Source organism: Enterobacter sp. 198, assembly GCF_009025585.1.
Taxonomy (GTDB): domain Bacteria; phylum Pseudomonadota; class Gammaproteobacteria; order Enterobacterales; family Enterobacteriaceae; genus Enterobacter; species Enterobacter ludwigii.
The window spans coordinates 100,685-117,627 of record NZ_WCIM01000006.1 but is presented as its reverse complement, the minus strand read 5'-3'; the positions used below and the strand labels follow the sequence as shown (position 1 = coordinate 117,627).

At 54.8% G+C, this 16,943-nt stretch carries 16 protein-coding genes; 11 read left to right on the top strand and 5 right to left on the bottom strand.

Annotation, left to right across the window (positions count from 1 at the left end; genetic code table 11):
* The first annotated feature begins 251 nt into the window (after positions 1-251).
* From pgi to F8561_RS01850, 5 genes are all read left to right on the top strand, one after another.
* Positions 252-1,901 (top strand): glucose-6-phosphate isomerase, encoded by a 1,650-nt coding sequence (gene pgi / locus F8561_RS01870; RefSeq protein WP_151887084.1) that lies wholly within the window; start codon positions 252-254, stop codon positions 1,899-1,901.
* Positions 1,902-2,268: 367 nt separating this feature from the next.
* Positions 2,269-2,511, top strand: a complete 243-nt coding sequence (yjbE, locus tag F8561_RS01865; RefSeq protein WP_014168186.1) for an exopolysaccharide production protein YjbE — start codon at positions 2,269-2,271, stop codon at positions 2,509-2,511.
* A 118-nt stretch (positions 2,512-2,629) separates the two neighbouring features.
* Complete coding sequence (locus F8561_RS01860) at positions 2,630-3,268, top strand: YjbF family lipoprotein (RefSeq protein ID WP_025206403.1); 639 nt, start codon at positions 2,630-2,632, stop codon at positions 3,266-3,268.
* On the top strand, positions 3,265-4,002 hold the full coding sequence (locus tag F8561_RS01855) for a capsule biosynthesis GfcC D2 domain-containing protein (protein ID WP_047954910.1): 738 nt from the start codon (positions 3,265-3,267) through the stop codon (positions 4,000-4,002). Before F8561_RS01860 ends, F8561_RS01855 begins: the two co-directional genes overlap by 4 nt.
* Positions 4,002-6,098: a YjbH domain-containing protein gene (locus tag F8561_RS01850; protein ID WP_014168189.1), complete on the top strand. Its 2,097-nt coding sequence runs from the start codon at positions 4,002-4,004 to the stop codon at positions 6,096-6,098. Before F8561_RS01855 ends, F8561_RS01850 begins: the two co-directional genes overlap by 1 nt.
* A 38-nt stretch (positions 6,099-6,136) precedes the next feature.
* Here F8561_RS01850 and F8561_RS01845 read toward each other — a convergent pair whose 3' ends face one another.
* Together F8561_RS01845 and F8561_RS01840 are read right to left on the bottom strand one after the other, a co-directional pair.
* A complete protein-coding gene (locus tag F8561_RS01845; protein ID WP_020882853.1) occupies positions 6,137-6,592 on the bottom strand; it encodes an acyltransferase in 456 nt (151 codons plus the stop codon).
* A gap of 8 nt (positions 6,593-6,600) precedes the next feature.
* Positions 6,601-7,116, bottom strand: a complete 516-nt coding sequence (locus tag F8561_RS01840) for a GNAT family N-acetyltransferase (RefSeq protein WP_063925897.1) — start codon at positions 7,114-7,116, stop codon at positions 6,601-6,603.
* A 129-nt stretch (positions 7,117-7,245) separates the two neighbouring features.
* Between F8561_RS01840 and psiE the strand changes: the two genes are divergently transcribed.
* Entirely contained in the window at positions 7,246-7,656 is a 411-nt protein-coding gene (gene psiE, locus F8561_RS01835) for a phosphate-starvation-inducible protein PsiE (RefSeq protein ID WP_020882851.1), read from the top strand.
* 96 nt (positions 7,657-7,752) lie between these two features.
* On the opposite strand, the gene malG is transcribed toward psiE, so the two are convergent.
* From malG to malE, 3 genes are all read right to left on the bottom strand, one after another.
* Positions 7,753-8,643, bottom strand: a complete 891-nt coding sequence (malG, locus tag F8561_RS01830; RefSeq protein ID WP_014168193.1) for a maltose ABC transporter permease MalG — start codon at positions 8,641-8,643, stop codon at positions 7,753-7,755.
* Between the two features lie 14 nt (positions 8,644-8,657).
* Positions 8,658-10,202: a maltose ABC transporter permease MalF gene (malF, locus tag F8561_RS01825; RefSeq protein ID WP_020882850.1), complete on the bottom strand. Its 1,545-nt coding sequence runs from the start codon at positions 10,200-10,202 to the stop codon at positions 8,658-8,660.
* A gap of 66 nt (positions 10,203-10,268) precedes the next feature.
* Positions 10,269-11,459, bottom strand: coding sequence for a maltose/maltodextrin ABC transporter substrate-binding protein MalE (malE, locus tag F8561_RS01820; RefSeq protein WP_020882849.1), 1,191 nt, complete (start codon positions 11,457-11,459; stop codon positions 10,269-10,271).
* A gap of 372 nt (positions 11,460-11,831) precedes the next feature.
* Between malE and malK the strand changes: the two genes are divergently transcribed.
* From malK to ubiA, 5 genes are all read left to right on the top strand, one after another.
* Complete coding sequence (gene malK, locus F8561_RS01815) at positions 11,832-12,941, top strand: maltose/maltodextrin ABC transporter ATP-binding protein MalK (RefSeq protein WP_014168196.1); 1,110 nt, start codon at positions 11,832-11,834, stop codon at positions 12,939-12,941.
* Between the two features lie 42 nt (positions 12,942-12,983).
* Complete coding sequence (locus F8561_RS01810) at positions 12,984-14,294, top strand: maltoporin (RefSeq protein WP_020882848.1); 1,311 nt, start codon at positions 12,984-12,986, stop codon at positions 14,292-14,294.
* A gap of 114 nt (positions 14,295-14,408) precedes the next feature.
* Entirely contained in the window at positions 14,409-15,368 is a 960-nt protein-coding gene (malM, locus tag F8561_RS01805) for a maltose operon protein MalM (RefSeq protein WP_063157170.1), read from the top strand.
* A 180-nt stretch (positions 15,369-15,548) separates the two neighbouring features.
* A complete protein-coding gene (gene ubiC / locus F8561_RS01800; protein WP_014168199.1) occupies positions 15,549-16,046 on the top strand; it encodes a chorismate lyase in 498 nt (165 codons plus the stop codon).
* Between the two features lie 12 nt (positions 16,047-16,058).
* Positions 16,059-16,928: a 4-hydroxybenzoate octaprenyltransferase gene (ubiA, locus tag F8561_RS01795; RefSeq protein ID WP_025206398.1), complete on the top strand. Its 870-nt coding sequence runs from the start codon at positions 16,059-16,061 to the stop codon at positions 16,926-16,928.
* Positions 16,929-16,943: the final 15 nt, after the last annotated feature.

The window sequence follows — 16,943 nt, the reverse complement described above, 5'->3', positions numbered from 1 at the left end:
TGCGGATTTTTTATGGGGGGGTACCCCTCAGTAACAGGACTTATAACAGGGCCATATTTTATGCTCCTTTTTACCGCCTTTTGACCGACATTTCGCCGCCCCTGAAGGGCGTTTCAGCAGCTATACTTTTCGGGTCTTTTCACCTGTGTTTGATGCAGGCCAGGGCAATGGCATAAAAACCATCACAATTTTTATTTGCAGGCGCTACAATCGACCGCAGTCACAATTCTCAAATCAGAAGAGTATTGCTAATGAAAAACATCAACCCAACGCAGACCGCTGCCTGGCAGGCACTACAGAAACATTATGATGAAATGAAAGACGTCACCATCGCGGACCTGTTCGCGAAAGATGCCGATCGTTTCAATAAGTTCTCCGCGACCTTCGATGACCTGATGCTGGTGGATTTCTCCAAAAACCGCATTACCGAAGAAACGCTGGCGAAGCTGCAGGATCTGGCGAAAGAGACTGAGCTGGCCGACGCCATCAAATCCATGTTCTCCGGTGAGAAGATCAACCGCACCGAAGACCGTGCCGTGCTGCACGTGGCGCTGCGTAACCGTAGCAATACTCCGATTATCGTTGACGGCAAAGATGTGATGCCGGAAGTGAACGCAGTGCTGGAAAAGATGAAAGCTTTCTCTGAAGCGATCATCTCCGGAAGCTGGAAAGGCTACACCGGCAAACCGATTACGGATGTCGTTAACATCGGTATCGGCGGGTCTGACCTCGGCCCATTCATGGTCACCGAAGCGCTGCGCCCATACAAAAACCACCTCAACATGCACTTTGTTTCTAACGTCGATGGTACCCACATCGCCGAGGTGCTGAAGAACGTGAATCCAGAAACGACCCTGTTCCTGGTCGCGTCTAAAACCTTCACCACTCAGGAAACCATGACCAACGCCCACAGCGCGCGCGACTGGTTCCTGAAAACCGCAGGCGACAACAAGCACGTGGCGAAACACTTCGCCGCGCTGTCGACCAACGGGAAAGCCGTTAGCGAGTTCGGTATCGACACTGCGAACATGTTCGAGTTCTGGGACTGGGTGGGGGGTCGTTACTCTCTGTGGTCCGCTATCGGCCTGTCGATCGTCCTCTCCGTCGGCTTCGACAACTTTGTTGAGCTGCTCTCCGGCGCGCATGCGATGGATAAACACTTCTCCACCACCGCACCTGAGAAAAACCTGCCTGTGCTGCTGGCGCTGATTGGTATCTGGTACAACAACTTCTTCGGGGCTGAAACCGAAGCGATTCTGCCATACGACCAGTACATGCACCGTTTTGCGGCCTACTTCCAGCAGGGCAACATGGAATCCAATGGTAAATACGTTGACCGTAACGGTAACGCCGTGGATTACCAGACTGGCCCAATCATCTGGGGCGAGCCAGGCACTAACGGCCAGCATGCGTTCTATCAGCTGATCCACCAGGGCACCAAAATGGTTCCGTGCGATTTCATCGCCCCGGCCATTACCCATAACCCGCTGTCAGACCACCATCCGAAGCTGCTGTCTAACTTCTTCGCACAGACTGAAGCGCTGGCGTTCGGTAAGTCTCGTGACGTGGTTGAGCAGGAATACCGCGACCAGGGTAAAGATCCGGCCACGCTGGACCACGTTGTGCCGTTCAAAGTGTTCGAAGGCAACCGTCCAACCAACTCCATCCTGCTGCGCGAAATTACGCCGTTCAGCCTGGGTGCGCTGATTGCCCTGTACGAGCATAAGATCTTCACTCAGGGCGCTATCCTGAACATCTTCACCTTTGATCAGTGGGGCGTTGAGCTGGGTAAACAGCTGGCAAACCGTATCCTGCCTGAACTGGGTGACGATAACGCGATTAACAGCCACGACAGCTCCACAAATGGTTTGATCAACCGTTATAAAGCATGGCGCGCGTAATTAAAGTGTCATGAAAAAGTGCCGGCGAAATGCCGGCATTTTTTTATCGGATAATTCCTGATGTCTGTTATTAAACTCAAATTCCGGCAGTGAGTTTAATCTGAAAATAGCCGTTAACCTGTTAATTGCTGCGGTTTATTTTAGGAAAATACGGATAATTACCGTCACGGGATCTAATTCTATTTCATTGATTTATATAATTTATATTATTATCTAATCGTCCTTTTGTTTCCATTTTATCCAATTGTCCGAAAACCCTTCTTCTATTTACCCCTACGGCAAACCCTCTCCTTTAGTTGTGTATACTCGAATCCGCCTGAAATTCTTTTTGGGCAAATCTCCATTCATTAAATGAAGGGAAATTCTTATGAAGAAAGTACTGTATGGCATTTTCGCCATATCTGCGCTTGCGGCGACATCTGTTAATGCGGCTCCGGTTCAGGTCGGAGAAGCGGCAGGTTCGGCTGCGACGTCTGCGTCTGCGGGGATTTCTACCGCGTCCAGCGCCAGCACCGTAAGTTCAGCCGTGGGTGTCGCCCTGGCGGCAACCGGTGGCGGTGATGGCTCCAATACCGGAACCACGACCACCACGACCACCAGCACCCAGTAATAACGGGTGTTTTAATCATAACCACACTTCGGTGTGGTTATTCTGGCTTTTCAGTAGCCTTCGGGACCTGTAGACCGGGTAAGCGCAGCATCACCCGGCAATAATGCGGAGAAGAGTCGTGAAGCGACCTGGGATCATCCTGATTTGTCTGCTTTTGCAGGCATGCTCGGCCACCACCAAAGGGCTGGGCCATTCACTGTGGGAAAGCATGTTCGGTACGCCGGGCGTGCATCTGACCGATGACGAACTTCAGAACATGCCCTATGCCAGTCAGTACATGCAGCTCAACGATGGCCCACAGCTGTTTGTGGTGCTCGCTTTCGATGAAAACGGGCAGCAGAAATGGGTGACGCAGGATCAGGCCACCATCGTAACGCAGCATAGCCGTATCGTGAAAACCCTGCTCGGGGGCGACAACCTGCTTGAAGTCAACAATCTCGCCGCCGATCCGCTGAACAAGCCGAACCAGATAACCGACGGGGCAAGCTGGACCCGCACGATGGGCTGGACCGAACACAAGCAGGTTCGCTATGCCACCGCCCGCTCCACCTTCCGCTGGGATGGCACGGACAGCGTCAATGTGGGCAGCGACGAAACCCGGGTTCGCGTGCTGGATGAAGAGGTCACTACCGATCAGGCAACCTGGCATAACCGCTTCTGGGTGGACGATGACGGCCAGATACGCCAGTCGTTACAGTATCTTGGTGCCGGATTCTTCCCGGTCAAAACCACGCTGATCAAGGCCGCGAAATCATGAAAACACTAATTCGCGTGGCGCTGATCGCAAGCTTTGCTACGCCGCTCGCATGGTCTGCCGGGACGGTAAAAGTCTATACGCAGGACAATACGAAGCCTAAAACATTGACCAACGCCGGACACTTGATCGATCTCGTCGGCCAGCCAAGGCTGGCGAACAGCTGGTGGCCGGGTGCGGTCATCAGTGAACGACAGGCGACGGTGGTGGCGGAGCAACAACATAACGCGCTGCTCGCCAGGCTGACAGGGCTGGCGGAGCAGGAAGAGGGTGACGACGCGGCGGCCATTAACAGCCTTCGCCAGCAGCTTAAGGCGCTGAAGGTCACCGGACGGTTGCCGGTCAATCTCGATCCGGACCACGTTCGCGTCGCGGAAACGGCTAACCCGTCACTGGAAGGCGAGTACACGCTCTGGCTACCTGTTCAGCCTTCTACCATTACCGTGTTCGGGCTTGTCAGCAGTCCGGGTGACAAGCCGTTTATGCCGGGTCGCGATGTGGCGAGCTATCTCGATGAACAACATCTGTTGAGCGGTGCTGATAAGAGCTACGCATGGGTGGTGTACCCGGACGGCCAAACGCAAAAAGCACCGGTAGCCTACTGGAATAAACGCCATATCGAACCGATGCCAGGCAGCGTCATTTTTGTCGGTTTTGCCGACCATTTCTGGACGAAGGCATATGACGGGCTGAACGCCGATATCCTTCACTCCCTGAAACAGCGGATACCGGAATAATGAAAAGAACCTATCTCTATAGCATGCTGGCGTTGTGCGTGAGTGCCGCCTGCCATGCAGAAACGTATCCGGCACCCATTGGCCCGTCTCAGTCAGATTTCGGCGGCGTCGGTTTACTGCAAACGCCTACCGCGCGCATGGCGCGGGAAGGGGAAATCAGCCTCAACTACCGCGATAACGATCAGTATCGCTACTACTCCGCCGCTGTACAGCTGTTTCCGTGGCTCGAAACCACGCTGCGCTACACTGATGTGCGCACCAAACGGTACAGCAGCGTCGAGTCCTTCTCCGGCGATCAGACCTACAAAGATAAAGCGTTCGACGTGAAGCTGCGTCTGTGGGAAGAGAGTTACTGGATGCCGCAGGTCTCTGTTGGCGCACGGGATATCGGCGGTACCGGTCTGTTTGATGCGGAATACGTGGTGGCCAGCAAAGCCTGGGGACCGTTTGATTTCTCACTCGGTCTCGGCTGGGGGTATCTGGGGACCAGCGGCAACGTGAAAAACCCGTTCTGCTCCTACAGCGACAAATATTGCTATCGCGATAACAGCTATCAGAAAGCGGGCTCCATCAACGGCGACCAGATGTTCCACGGCCCGGCCTCGCTGTTTGGCGGCGTAGAGTACCAGACGCCCTGGCAGCCGCTGCGCCTGAAGCTGGAATACGAAGGGAATGATTATTCACAGGATTTCGCCGGCAAGATTGAGCAGAAGAGCAAATTTAACGTCGGTGCCATTTACCGTGTGGCTGACTGGGCTGACGTTAACCTCAGCTATGAGCGTGGCAATACCGTGATGTTTGGCGTGACGCTGCGTACCAACTTTAACGATATGCGGCCACACTACAACGACAACGCGCGGCCTGCCTACCAGCCGGAGCCGCAGGATGCCATTCTGCAGCACTCCGTCGTGGCGAACCAACTGACCCTGCTGAAATACAACGCCGGCCTGGCGGATCCGAAGATTCAGGTGAAAGGCGATACGCTGTACGTGACCGGCGAGCAGGTGAAATACCGCGACTCGCGGGAAGGGATCGAGCGCGCCAACCGGATTATCATGAACGATCTGCCGGACGGGATCAGCACGATCCGCGTGACCGAAAACCGTCTGAACATGCCGCAGGTCACGACGGAAACGGATGTCGCCAGCCTTAAGCGCCATCTGGAAGGCGAACCGCTTGGGCATGAAACCGAGCTGGTGCAAAAACGCGTTGAGCCAGTGGTGCCAGACACCACCGAGCAGGGCTGGTATATCGATAAGTCGCGCTTTGATTTCCATATCGATCCGGTACTGAACCAGTCTGTTGGTGGGCCAGAAAACTTCTACATGTATCAGTTGGGCGTCATGGCGACGGCGGATCTGTGGGTCACCGACCACCTGCTGACCACCGGCAGCCTGTTCGGTAACCTTGCCAACAACTACGACAAGTTCAACTATACCAACCCGCCGAACGACTCGAAGCTGCCGCGCGTGCGTACTCGCGTACGTGAATATGTGCAGAACGACGCTTACGTAAACAACCTGCAGGCCAACTACTTCCAGTACTTTGGTAACGGTTTCTACGGCCAGGTTTACGGCGGTTATCTTGAAACGATGTTTGGCGGCGCGGGGGCTGAAGTGCTCTACCGTCCGGTAGACAGCAACTGGGCGTTTGGTCTTGATGCCAACTACGTGAAACAGCGTGACTGGCGCAGCGCGCAGGACATGATGAAGTTCACCGACTACAGCGTTAAAACCGGCCATCTGACGGCCTACTGGACGCCGTCGTTTGCCCCCGACGTACTGGTGAAAGCCAGCGTTGGTCAGTATCTGGCGGGGGATAAAGGCGGCACGCTGGATATCTCTAAACACTTCGACAGCGGTGTGGTGGTCGGTGGCTATGCCACGATCACTAACGTCTCGCCGGACGAGTACGGGGAAGGGGACTTCACCAAAGGCGTGTACGTCTCCATTCCGCTGGATCTGTTCTCGTCAGGCCCAACCCGCAGCCGTGCGGCAATTGGCTGGACGCCGCTGACGCGTGACGGTGGTCAGCAGCTGGGGCGTAAATTCCAGCTGTACGACATGACCAGCGATAAGAACATCAACTTCAGATGATGCGTGAGTGCCCGGTAGCGTTACGCCTGCCGGGCACCTTACAAACGCCGCAACAGTCTCGCCGGGTTCCCGGCGTAAACCCCTTTCTCGGTGATGGACTTTGTCACCACGCTTCCCGCCCCAATCACCGCCCCATCGCAAATTGAGACAGCCAGAATGGTGGCCCCGCTGCCGATTGAAACGTCGTTGCCCACGCGAATGTGTCCCCAGCTGCGCCGGTCGGCATTGGGTTTACCGTCGCGGAACATATCGTTGGCGAACATCACCCCATGGCCAATGAAACAGCGCTCGCCGACGGTGACATACTCGCAGATGAAGGTATGGGACTGAATTTTGCTATCAGCACCGATGTGCGAGTTAGCCTGGATTTCAACAAACGGGCCGATAAAGACGTTATCGCCCAGCGAACATTCATAAAGATTCGCGGGTTCGTAAATGACGACGTTTTCGCCGCAGACAACATGACGAATAGCCGCCTGGCGTTGCTCTGGCATACATCTCCTTAGACTGGCATCGACATAATATGGAGGGTGCTGGTTTGTGCCGCAGTGACGAAGAGGGTGTCTTTGACATGTTTCAGCCCCTGCGCTTCGTAAAACCGGCGTGCGCGAGGGTTCTTTTCGAGGACTTCCAGCCACAGCAGATTTTCCGAACAGGCTTTTGCCTGGCGAATCACTTCCGCAAGGAGTTGCTCGCCGTAGCGGTGTCCCGTGGCATCCGGCAATAAATAGAGTTTATGCAGGAGCGTACCCGACAGCCCCTCGGGCTCGATGGTCTGCTGGGTTGAGAATTTTGCGAAACCGACGGGTGTCTGTGCGCTGGCAATGAGCCAGTAAGTGCCCGGCTGCATCAGGCTGTCTGCTATCGCCTGCGGCGCGTATTCCTGCTCAAGAAAGGCGGCAAGCTCTGTCTGGCTTTCCCATAGATGCCCAAAGTGATGCCGGTAGCTGGCATACCCCATTTCACTCAGCTGTTTTGCATCATCCACGGTGGCGCGTTGAATGGTTAATTTCATCATCCCTTCGTCGAAATAAGCGTGTCACAGTGCAACATGCCACAGCGCTGAACATAATATAAACAAAAAATATAGATCACCGTCACATTTTTGCGTTATACAGGAACCTCGCCCTGGAGAATGAGGTGCTCTATGACATCCCTGACTCGCCCGCGCGTTGAGTTTATCTCAACAATCCTCCAGACCGTGCTGAACCTCGGTCTGCTGAGCCTTGGCCTGATACTGGTCGTCTTTTTAGGCAAAGAGACGGTGCATCTGGCGGATGTGCTGTTCGCCCCTGAACAAACCAGCAAATATGAGCTGGTGGAAGGCCTGGTGGTTTACTTTCTCTACTTTGAATTTATCGCGCTGATTGTGAAGTATTTCCAGTCGGGCTTTCACTTCCCGCTACGCTATTTTGTTTACATCGGGATCACCGCGATTGTGCGGCTGATCATCGTGGATCATACCTCCCCGCTCGACGTACTGATCTATTCGGCGGCGATCCTGCTGCTGGTGATCACGCTCTGGCTGTGCAATTCGAAACGGCTGAAACGGGAATAAAAAAATGGCGGCCCGGAGGCCGCCTAACAACAGTCACAAGTTGGGTCAATACAATACGTCTAAAGTTGAGGGTTGCAGTGGCATAACAAATGAAACTTAACCTTTCACACCGCCCGCCGTCAGGCCATTCACCAGCCAGCGCTGCGCCAGCAGGAACACGACAGTGATAGGGATGGCGGAGAGTACAGCCGCCGCAGCAAAGTCGCCCCACAAATAGTTCTGCGGATTGAGGTATTGCTGCATACCGACGGCCAGCGTATAGCTGTTGACATCACGCAGTAACAGGGAAGCGACCGGCACTTCGGTGATGGCTGCGATAAACGACAGGATAAAGACCACCGCCAGGATCGGCACCGACAGCGGCAGAAGCACCAGACGGAATGCCTGCCACGGGGTCGCGCCATCCAGCGCCGCCGCTTCTTCCAGCGAGCCGTCAATGGTTTCGAAATACCCTTTGATGGTCCACACATGCAGCGCGATACCGCCAAGATAGGCGAAGATGACGCCACCGTGGGTGTTCAGGCCGATAAACGGCACATACTGGCCCAGTCGGTCAAACAAGGCATACAACGCCACCAGTGACAGTACCGCCGGGAACATCTGGAAAATCAGCATCCCTTTCAGCAGCGTGGCTTTACCCGGGAAACGCATACGGGCAAAGGCGTAAGCACAGGTCGTGGAGAGTGCGACAATACCAATCGCGGTAATCCCGGCAATTTTCACCGAGTTCCACAGCCATAACAGCACCGGGAACGGCGGTGGCGTGACGCGGCCATCCGCGTGTTCAACGCTGAAGCCCAGCGCTAACTTCCAGTGCTCCCAGGAGATTTCATCCGGGATCAGGCTCCCGGTCGCGAAGTTACCGGCACGCAGGGAGATGGCGATGACCATCAGCAGCGGGAACATGATTGCCGCGATAAAAATCAGCAGCCCTAAATGCGTCGCGAAGAGGCGCAGTTTCTGAGATTTGGGTTGGACCATAGACATATTCTGTGCCCTCCTTAGTCGAATTTCATGCGTGTTGCTTTCAGGTTCACAATCGCCAGAGCGCCAACCAGCAGGAAGATCAGGGTGGCAATCGCTGCCGCCAGACCGAAGTCCTGACCGCCGCCGCCTTCGAAGGCGATACGGTAGGTGTAGCTGACGAGCAGGTCGGTATAGCCTGCCGGCGTGGTGGTGCCAAGACGGTCAGGCCCACCGTTGGTCAACAGCTGAATCAGCACGAAGTTGTTAAAGTTGAAGGCAAAGCTGGCAATCATCAGCGGCGTCAGCGGCTTAATGAGCAGCGGCAGCGTAATCTTAAAGAAATTCTGGAACGGACCCGCGCCATCCATTGCCGAGGCTTCGTACAAATCGTCCGGAATCGCCTTCAGCAGGCCCATGCACAGGATCATCATGTACGGATAACCGAGCCAGGTGTTCACGATGATAATCATCGAGCGGGCGGTGATTGGGTCGCTGAACCAGGCCGGTTTGATGCCGAACAGCGCGCTCAGCATCATGTTGATTTCACCGAAGCTCTGGTTAAACAGCCCTTTGAAAATCAGAATCGAGATAAACGACGGGACGGCATACGGCAGAATAAGCAGCACGCGGTAAATGGCTTTCCCTTTCAGAGATTCCCACTGCACCAGACACGCCAGCACCATGCCCACGGCAACGGTCAGGATCACCGTCAGTATGGAGAACACTACGGTCCAGACAAAGATGGCGAAGAACGGTTTCTGGATCCCTTCATCGGTGAAGACGCGGGTGAAGTTGTCCCAGCCTATCGTCACGGTGTAGCCCGGGCTGAGCTTGTCATCACCCCATTTGCCATCAGCCGTAATGGACTGGTAGAAACCAATGTCGTTGTTTGGACGGTACTTCACGCCGCTCTGGTTGTTGGTCAGCGTGCCGTCGTCCGCCAGCGTATAGAGCGGTTGTGTCCCGGAGAACTGGCGCAGTGAACTCATGGTCACTTTGCTTTCGTCCGGCAGTTGGGCGGTAAGCTGCGTCAGCGCCTGACGGTTCTGCGTAATGATGCGCAGGTTAGCGCGTTCGCCTTCCGGCAGGGCCGCAGCCTCTTTTAAGGCCAGCTTCTGCTCGCCGCCAAATTTGAAAGCGTCAGAGACATAATTTTTGCCGGTTTCTTCGTCAGTGAGTGCTAACTTCCACTCGCTGCCCGCAGGATACAGGCCGAAGTTAAAGGTTTTGCCCGCCTGATAAGAGCGGTCCATCAGCACCTGTTGGGCGCGTTCCTGCGCAAGCTGGTTGGTGCTGCTGTAGTTGGTGAACGCGATAGCAATGGTACAAATCAGCGGGAACAGGACAAACAGGCCCATCCCGGCCACGCCCGGGTAAACATATCGCCAGGCATAGGCTTTACGGTTGGCGAAAATATACAGGCCAGCAGAGCTTAAAATCAGCGTCATGATGGCGAACAGATATTCCCCTTGTACGTACATTAAAACAACAAGGTAACCCACCAGCAGACACAGCAGACCCATTACAGACCACTTCAGGGCAGAGCTTTGCCACCAGTGTTTCTTTTTAATGACATCCATGGGGTTCTTCCTCTACAACACATTTTGTTCTCCCTCTCTCCGCAGGGGAGAGAGGGGATAAAAGCCTTACTTCGTGATACGACCCTGAGCATCTTTCAGCGCAGCATCAACCGTCTGACGACCGCTTGCTGCGTTGATGACGGCGGTACGGGTGGCGTACCAGAACGCTGCCATTTGTGGGATGTTCGGCATGATTTCGCCTTTCTGGGCGTTATCCATGGTTGCCGCGATACGTGGGTCTTTCGCCAGCTGATCCTGGAAGGATTTCAGCGCAACCGCGCCCAGCGGTTTGTCCTTGTTCACTTCATCCAGACCCTGATCGGTCAGCAGGTAGTTTTCCAGGAACTCTTTCGCCAGCTCTTTGTTCGGGCTGGCAGCGTTAATACCTGCGCTCAGCACGCCAACGAACGGTTTAGACGGCTTGCCTTTAAAGGTTGGCAGCAGGGTTACGCCGTAGTTGATTTTGCTCTTGTCGATGTTGGTCCAGGCCCACGGACCGTTGATGGTCATCGCGGTTTCGCCTTTGTTGAACGCCGCTTCTGCGATGGAGTAGTCGGTATCCGCGTTCATGTGTTTGTTCTTAATGAGGTCAACCAGGAAGGTCAGGCCTGCTTTCGCGCCAGCGTTGTCCACGCCCACGTCTTTCACGTCATATTTGCCGTTTTCAAATTTGAACGCGTAACCGCCGTCGGCAGCAATCAGCGGCCAGGTGAAGTACGGTTCCTGCAGGTTGAACATCAGCGCGCTCTTACCTTTCGCCTTCAGCTCTTTATCCAGTTTCGGGATCTCTTCCCAGGTTTTCGGTGGGTTGGGTACCAGGTCTTTGTTGTAAATCAGAGACAGCGCTTCTACCGCGATTGGGTAAGCGATGATCTTGCCGTTATAGCGAACGGCATCCCAGGTGAACGGGTACAGTTTGTCCTGGAAAGCTTTGTCCGGCGTCACTTCAGCCAGCAGACCCGACTGGGCGTAGCCACCGAAACGGTCATGTGCCCAGAAGATGATGTCCGGACCGTCACCCGTTGCAGCCACCTGCGGGAATTTCTCTTCCAGTTTGTCCGGGTGTTCAATGGTAACTTTGATACCGGTGTCTTTCTCGAATTTCTTGCCCACTTCGGCCAGGCCGTTATAGCCTTTATCGCCGTTAATCCAGATAACCAGCTTACCTTCTTCAATTTTGGCGAGAGCCGGTGCGGAAATCATCATTGCTGCAAGGGCGGACAATGCGAAAACGCGTGCGCCAGTCTTGATCTTCATATCTGCCATCCTTTTTTGGTGATGTGCTCGTGGATACACTGAGGTGGTTCAACGTGACTCAGTCTCCTTATTTGACATCCTCTTTCCATCCTCCCAACCCCTACGCCCCACCCCCCGTTTGTGTGATCTCCGTTACATAAATTTAAGTTATGAGTGCTGGCGCACATAAAAACACAGTGAATTTTGCAGGTGGCTTCACGAATTTCGCCTCAGCCCTCCAGCGGCGGTCGCAGAGCCTGCTCTCTCATCCTCCCGCCTCCTCCCCCATAAAAAAGCCGGGGGGTGGAGGATTCACGAAAGTAATGGATACCCCATAGTGAACTTATCTTGAATGTTTCTGTCGGTGACAGGTTGTAACGAAGGGAGAAGGGCATGGCGAGCGTACAGCTGCGTAATGTAACGAAAGCCTGGGGTGACGTTGTGGTGTCGAAAGACATCAATCTGGACATCCACGAAGGTGAATTCGTGGTATTTGTCGGCCCATCTGGCTGCGGTAAATCAACTCTGCTGCGTATGATTGCCGGTCTTGAAACCATCACCAGCGGCGATTTGCTGATTGGTGATACCCGAATGAATGACATTCCGCCTGCCGAACGTGGCGTCGGCATGGTTTTCCAGTCTTATGCACTCTATCCCCACCTTTCCGTAGCCGAGAACATGTCCTTCGGTCTGAAGCTGGCGGGCGCGAAAAAAGAGGTGATTAACCAGCGCGTCACGCAGGTGGCGGAAGTGTTACAGCTGGCACACCTGCTTGAGCGTAAACCAAAAGCCCTTTCCGGTGGTCAGCGTCAGCGTGTGGCAATTGGCCGTACGCTGGTCGCCGAACCGCGTGTGTTCCTGCTCGATGAACCGCTTTCTAACCTGGATGCCGCCCTGCGCGTCCAGATGCGTATCGAAATCTCCCGTCTGCACAAACGTCTTGGCCGCACGATGATTTACGTCACCCACGATCAGGTCGAAGCGATGACGCTGGCCGACAAAATTGTGGTGCTGGACGCCGGTCGCGTGGCGCAGGTGGGTAAACCGCTGGAGCTTTATCACTACCCGGCAGACCGCTTTGTTGCGGGCTTTATTGGCTCGCCAAAGATGAACTTCCTGCCCGTCAAAGTGACCGCGACAGCCATTGAACAGGTACAGGTGGAGCTGCCAAACCGTCAGCAAGTGTGGCTGCCGGTCGACAGCGCCAACGTACAGGTGGGGGCCAATATGTCCCTCGGTATTCGTCCTGAGCATTTACTGCCGAGCCACATCGCCGATGTGACGCTGGAAGGTGACGTTCAGGTCGTCGAACAACTTGGTCACGAAACACAGATTCATATCCAGATCCCCGCCATCCGTCAGAACCTGGTCTACCGCCAGAATGACGTGGTGTTGGTAGAAGAGGGTGCCACATTCGCTATCGGTTTGCCGCCAGAGCGTTGCCATCTGTTCCGTGAGGATGGCACCGCATGTCGTCGGTTGCACAAAGAGCCAGGCGTTTAAGCATTCCAATTACAAAGAAAAGCAATGATCTCAGGAGATAGAATGATGATTACTCTGCGCAAACTTCCTCTGGCAATCGCCGTGACGGCAGGCATTTTGTCTGCACACGCGGGTGCCGTGGACTTTAAAGGTTATGCTCGTTCTGGCATTGGCTGGACCGGGAGTGGCGGTGAACAACAATGTTTCCAGGCAACCGGTGCACAAAGTAAATACCGTCTTGGTAACGAATGTGAAACCTACGCCGAACTGAAACTGGGTCAGGAAGTGTGGAAAGAGGGCGATAAGAGCTTCTATTTCGACACTAACGTTGCGTATTCCGTTTCTCAGCAGAATGACTGGGAATCCACCAGCCCGGCCTTCCGTGAAGCAAACGTGCAGGGTAAAAACCTGATTGAATGGCTGCCAGGCTCCACCATCTGGGCCGGTAAGCGTTTCTATCAGCGTCATGACGTCCACATGATCGACTTCTACTACTGGGATATCTCTGGTCCTGGTGCGGGTATCGAAAACATCGATCTGGGCTTCGGTAAACTGTCTCTGGCCGCGACCCGTTCTTCTGAGTCCGGCGGTTCTGCAACCTTCGCCGATCGTGATGCGAACGGCGACCGTATTTATGACAACGTAGTACCAAACGATGTCTTCGACGTCCGTCTGGCCGGCCTGGAAACCAACCCGGGTGGTACACTGGAACTGGGTGTTGACTATGGTCACACCAACATTCCTGACGACTACTATCTGCAGCCTGGCGCCTCTAAAGATGGCTGGCTGTTCACCGCTGAACACACCCAGAGCATGTTGAAAGGCTTCAACAAGTTCGTGCTGCAGTACGGTACGGACTCCATGACCTCTAACGGCAAAGGTATTCCGCAGGGCGGTAGCATTGATAACGACGGTTCCATGTGGCGTGTGCTGGACCACGGTGCAATCACCCTGGCAGACCGTTGGGACCTGATGTACGTCGGTATGTACCAGAATATCGATCGTGACAACAACAATGGTACAGAGTGGTGGACTGTCGGCGTGCGTCCAATGTTCAAATGGACGCCAATCATGAGCACCCTGCTTGAAGTGGGCTACGACAACGTTAAGTCTCAGAAAACTGACGAGAAAAACAGCCAATACAAAATCACCCTGGCACAGCAATGGCAGGCAGGCGACAGCATCTGGTCTCGCCCGGCTATCCGTGTCTTCGCAACCTACGCGAAGTGGGATGAGAAATGGGGCTATGCGAACAACGACTCAGGCGCAGGTTACACCTCTGGCGTAGCGTATAGCGACACTTCCGCGAAAACCTTCAGCCGTGGCGACTCCGACGAGTGGACCTTCGGTGCCCAGATGGAAATCTGGTGGTAATTCGGTAGACCTGACGTAATGACCTAAAAAGAGGGGCGCAAGCCCCTCTATCCTTAGGGTGCTGCGCGCTATTGCCTGGCCACCGCAGTGCTCACGCTATCAGAGGTAATAACAATGAAAATGAAGAAAAGTCTCGTCGCGCTGTGCCTCTCTGCGGGGCTGCTGGCCTGTGTTCCGGCGATCACCTTCGCAGATGTCAATTTCGTGCCACAAAATACCAGCGCTGCGCCTGCCATCCCGGCGGCGGCGCTCCAGCAACTGACCTGGACGCCGGTTGACCAATCCAAAACCCAGTCAACCCAACTTTCTGCGGCAGGCCAACAGCTTAACGTGCCGGGGATTGCCGGTCCGGTTGCCGCTTTCAGCGTCCCGGCCAATATTGGTGAGCTGACCCTGACGCTGACCAGCGAAGTAAGCAAGCAGACCAGCGTATTTGCGCCTAACGTACTGATTCTGGACCAAAACCTGACGCCATCTGCCTTCTTCCCGAGCGACTATTTTGGCTACCAGGAACCTGGCGTCATGAGCGCTGACCGCCTCGAAGGCAAAATGCGCCTGACGCCTGCTCTGGGACAGCAGAAGATTTATGTCCTGGTCTTCACCACGGACAAAGATTTGCAGCAGACCACTAAGCTCACCGATCCGGCAAAAGCCTATGCCAAAGGAACCGGTAACTCTGTTCCGGACATCCCGGATCCGTTAGCGCGTCATGTCACCGACGGGTTGCTGAAGCTGAAAGTCTCAACAAACAGTGCTTCCAGCGTACTGGTTGGCCCTCTGTTTGGTTCATCCGGTACAGGCCCGGTCACGGTGGGGAACACTGCTGCGCCTGTGTATGCCGCACCCGTTGCTACGGCGGCGGCTCCGGCTGCAACCGCAGCCCCAGCCCCAGCTCCGGCGAAGAAAGCCGAGCCGGTACTGAACGACACCGAAGAATACTTCAATAACGCCATTAAGCAGGCGGTGAAGCGCGGCGATGTCGACAAAGCGCTGAAACTGCTTGATGAAGCCGAACGTTTAGGTTCAACCACTGCCCGTTCCACCTTTATCAGCAGTGTAAAAGGCAAGGGGTAACCGTTTCCCCACAGTGCTGATTTGTTAGTAGTTTAGTGCGCCTGAGTGGGCGCACTTTTTTTGGTGTCACACGCGCTGTTGCGCTCTTGTTGAGATCGTGATCGTTAAATAACGTTTGGCCCCCCTCAATCCGCTTTTCTGCGATACAATGCCATTACGTTATGTATCGGAGAGTCTGGCATGTCACACCCCGCGCTAACGCAACTGCGTGCGCTGCGCTATTTCGACCAAATACCTGCGCTTGACCCGGAGCAACTGGACTGGCTGCTGCTGGAAGATTCCATGACTAAACGTTTCGAGCAGCAGGGCAAAACCGTTACGGTAACCCTGGTTCAGGAAGGGTTTGTCTCTTGCGCTGAGATCGCCTCTGAGCTGCCCCTGTTGCCGCAGGAAGAACGCTACTGGCTGCGCGAAATTTTACTCTGTGCAGACGGTGAGCCATGGCTTGCCGGACGAACGGTTGTTCCCGAGTCCACCCTTTCCGGGCCAGAGCTGGCGCTACAACGGCTGGGGAATACGCCGCTGGGGCGTTATCTTTTCACGTCGTCCGAGCTTACCCGGGATTTTATTGAGATTGGTCGCGATGCCGAACTGTGGGGGCGTCGTTCCCGCCTTCGCCTGAGCGGTAAACCGTTAATACTGACGGAGCTTTTTTTACCGGCATCGCCGTTGTACTAAGAGGAAGAAAAAATGGAGTGGAGCCTGACGCAGAATAAGCTGTTGGCTTATCACCGCTTGATGCGTACAGATAAACCCATCGGCGCGCTGTTGCTGCTGTGGCCGACCCTATGGGCGTTATGGGTAGCAACACCAGGGGTACCGCCGCTGTGGATCCTGGGGGTGTTTATTGCAGGCGTCTGGCTGATGCGTGCGGCGGGCTGCGTGGTCAATGACTATGCGGATCGTAAATTCGACGGGCACGTAAAACGTACGGCCCATCGTCCGTTGCCCAGCGGGCAAGTGACCGAAAAAGAGGCCCGTACGCTGTTTATCGTACTGGTGCTGCTCTCTTTCCTGCTGGTGTTAACCCTGAACACCATGACCATTCTGCTTTCAGTCGCGGCCCTGGCTCTGGCCTGGGTTTATCCGTTCATGAAGCGCTACACCCACCTGCCTCAGGTGGTGCTGGGCGCGGCGTTTGGCTGGTCGATCCCGATGGCGTTTGCAGCGGTGAGTGAGTCCGTCCCGTTAAGCTGCTGGCTGATGTTCCTGGCGAACATTCTCTGGGCCGTGGCATACGACACGCAATACGCGATGGTAGACCGCGACGATGACCTGAAGATTGGCATTAAATCGACGGCGATCCTCTTTGGACGTCATGACAAGCTGATCATCGGTATCCTGCAGGTTGCGGTGCTGGCGTTGATGGTGACGATGGGTTACCTGAACGGGCTCAACTGGGCGTTTTACTGGGCCGTGCTGGTGGCGGGAATGCTGTTTGTCTACCAGCAGAAGCTGATTGCGAAACGGGAGCGTGAAGCCTGCTTCAAGGCGTTTATGAATAACAACTATGTCGGTCTGGTGCTGTTTTTAGGGCTGGCGATGAGCTACTTTTCGTAAAAAAACGGCAGCCAG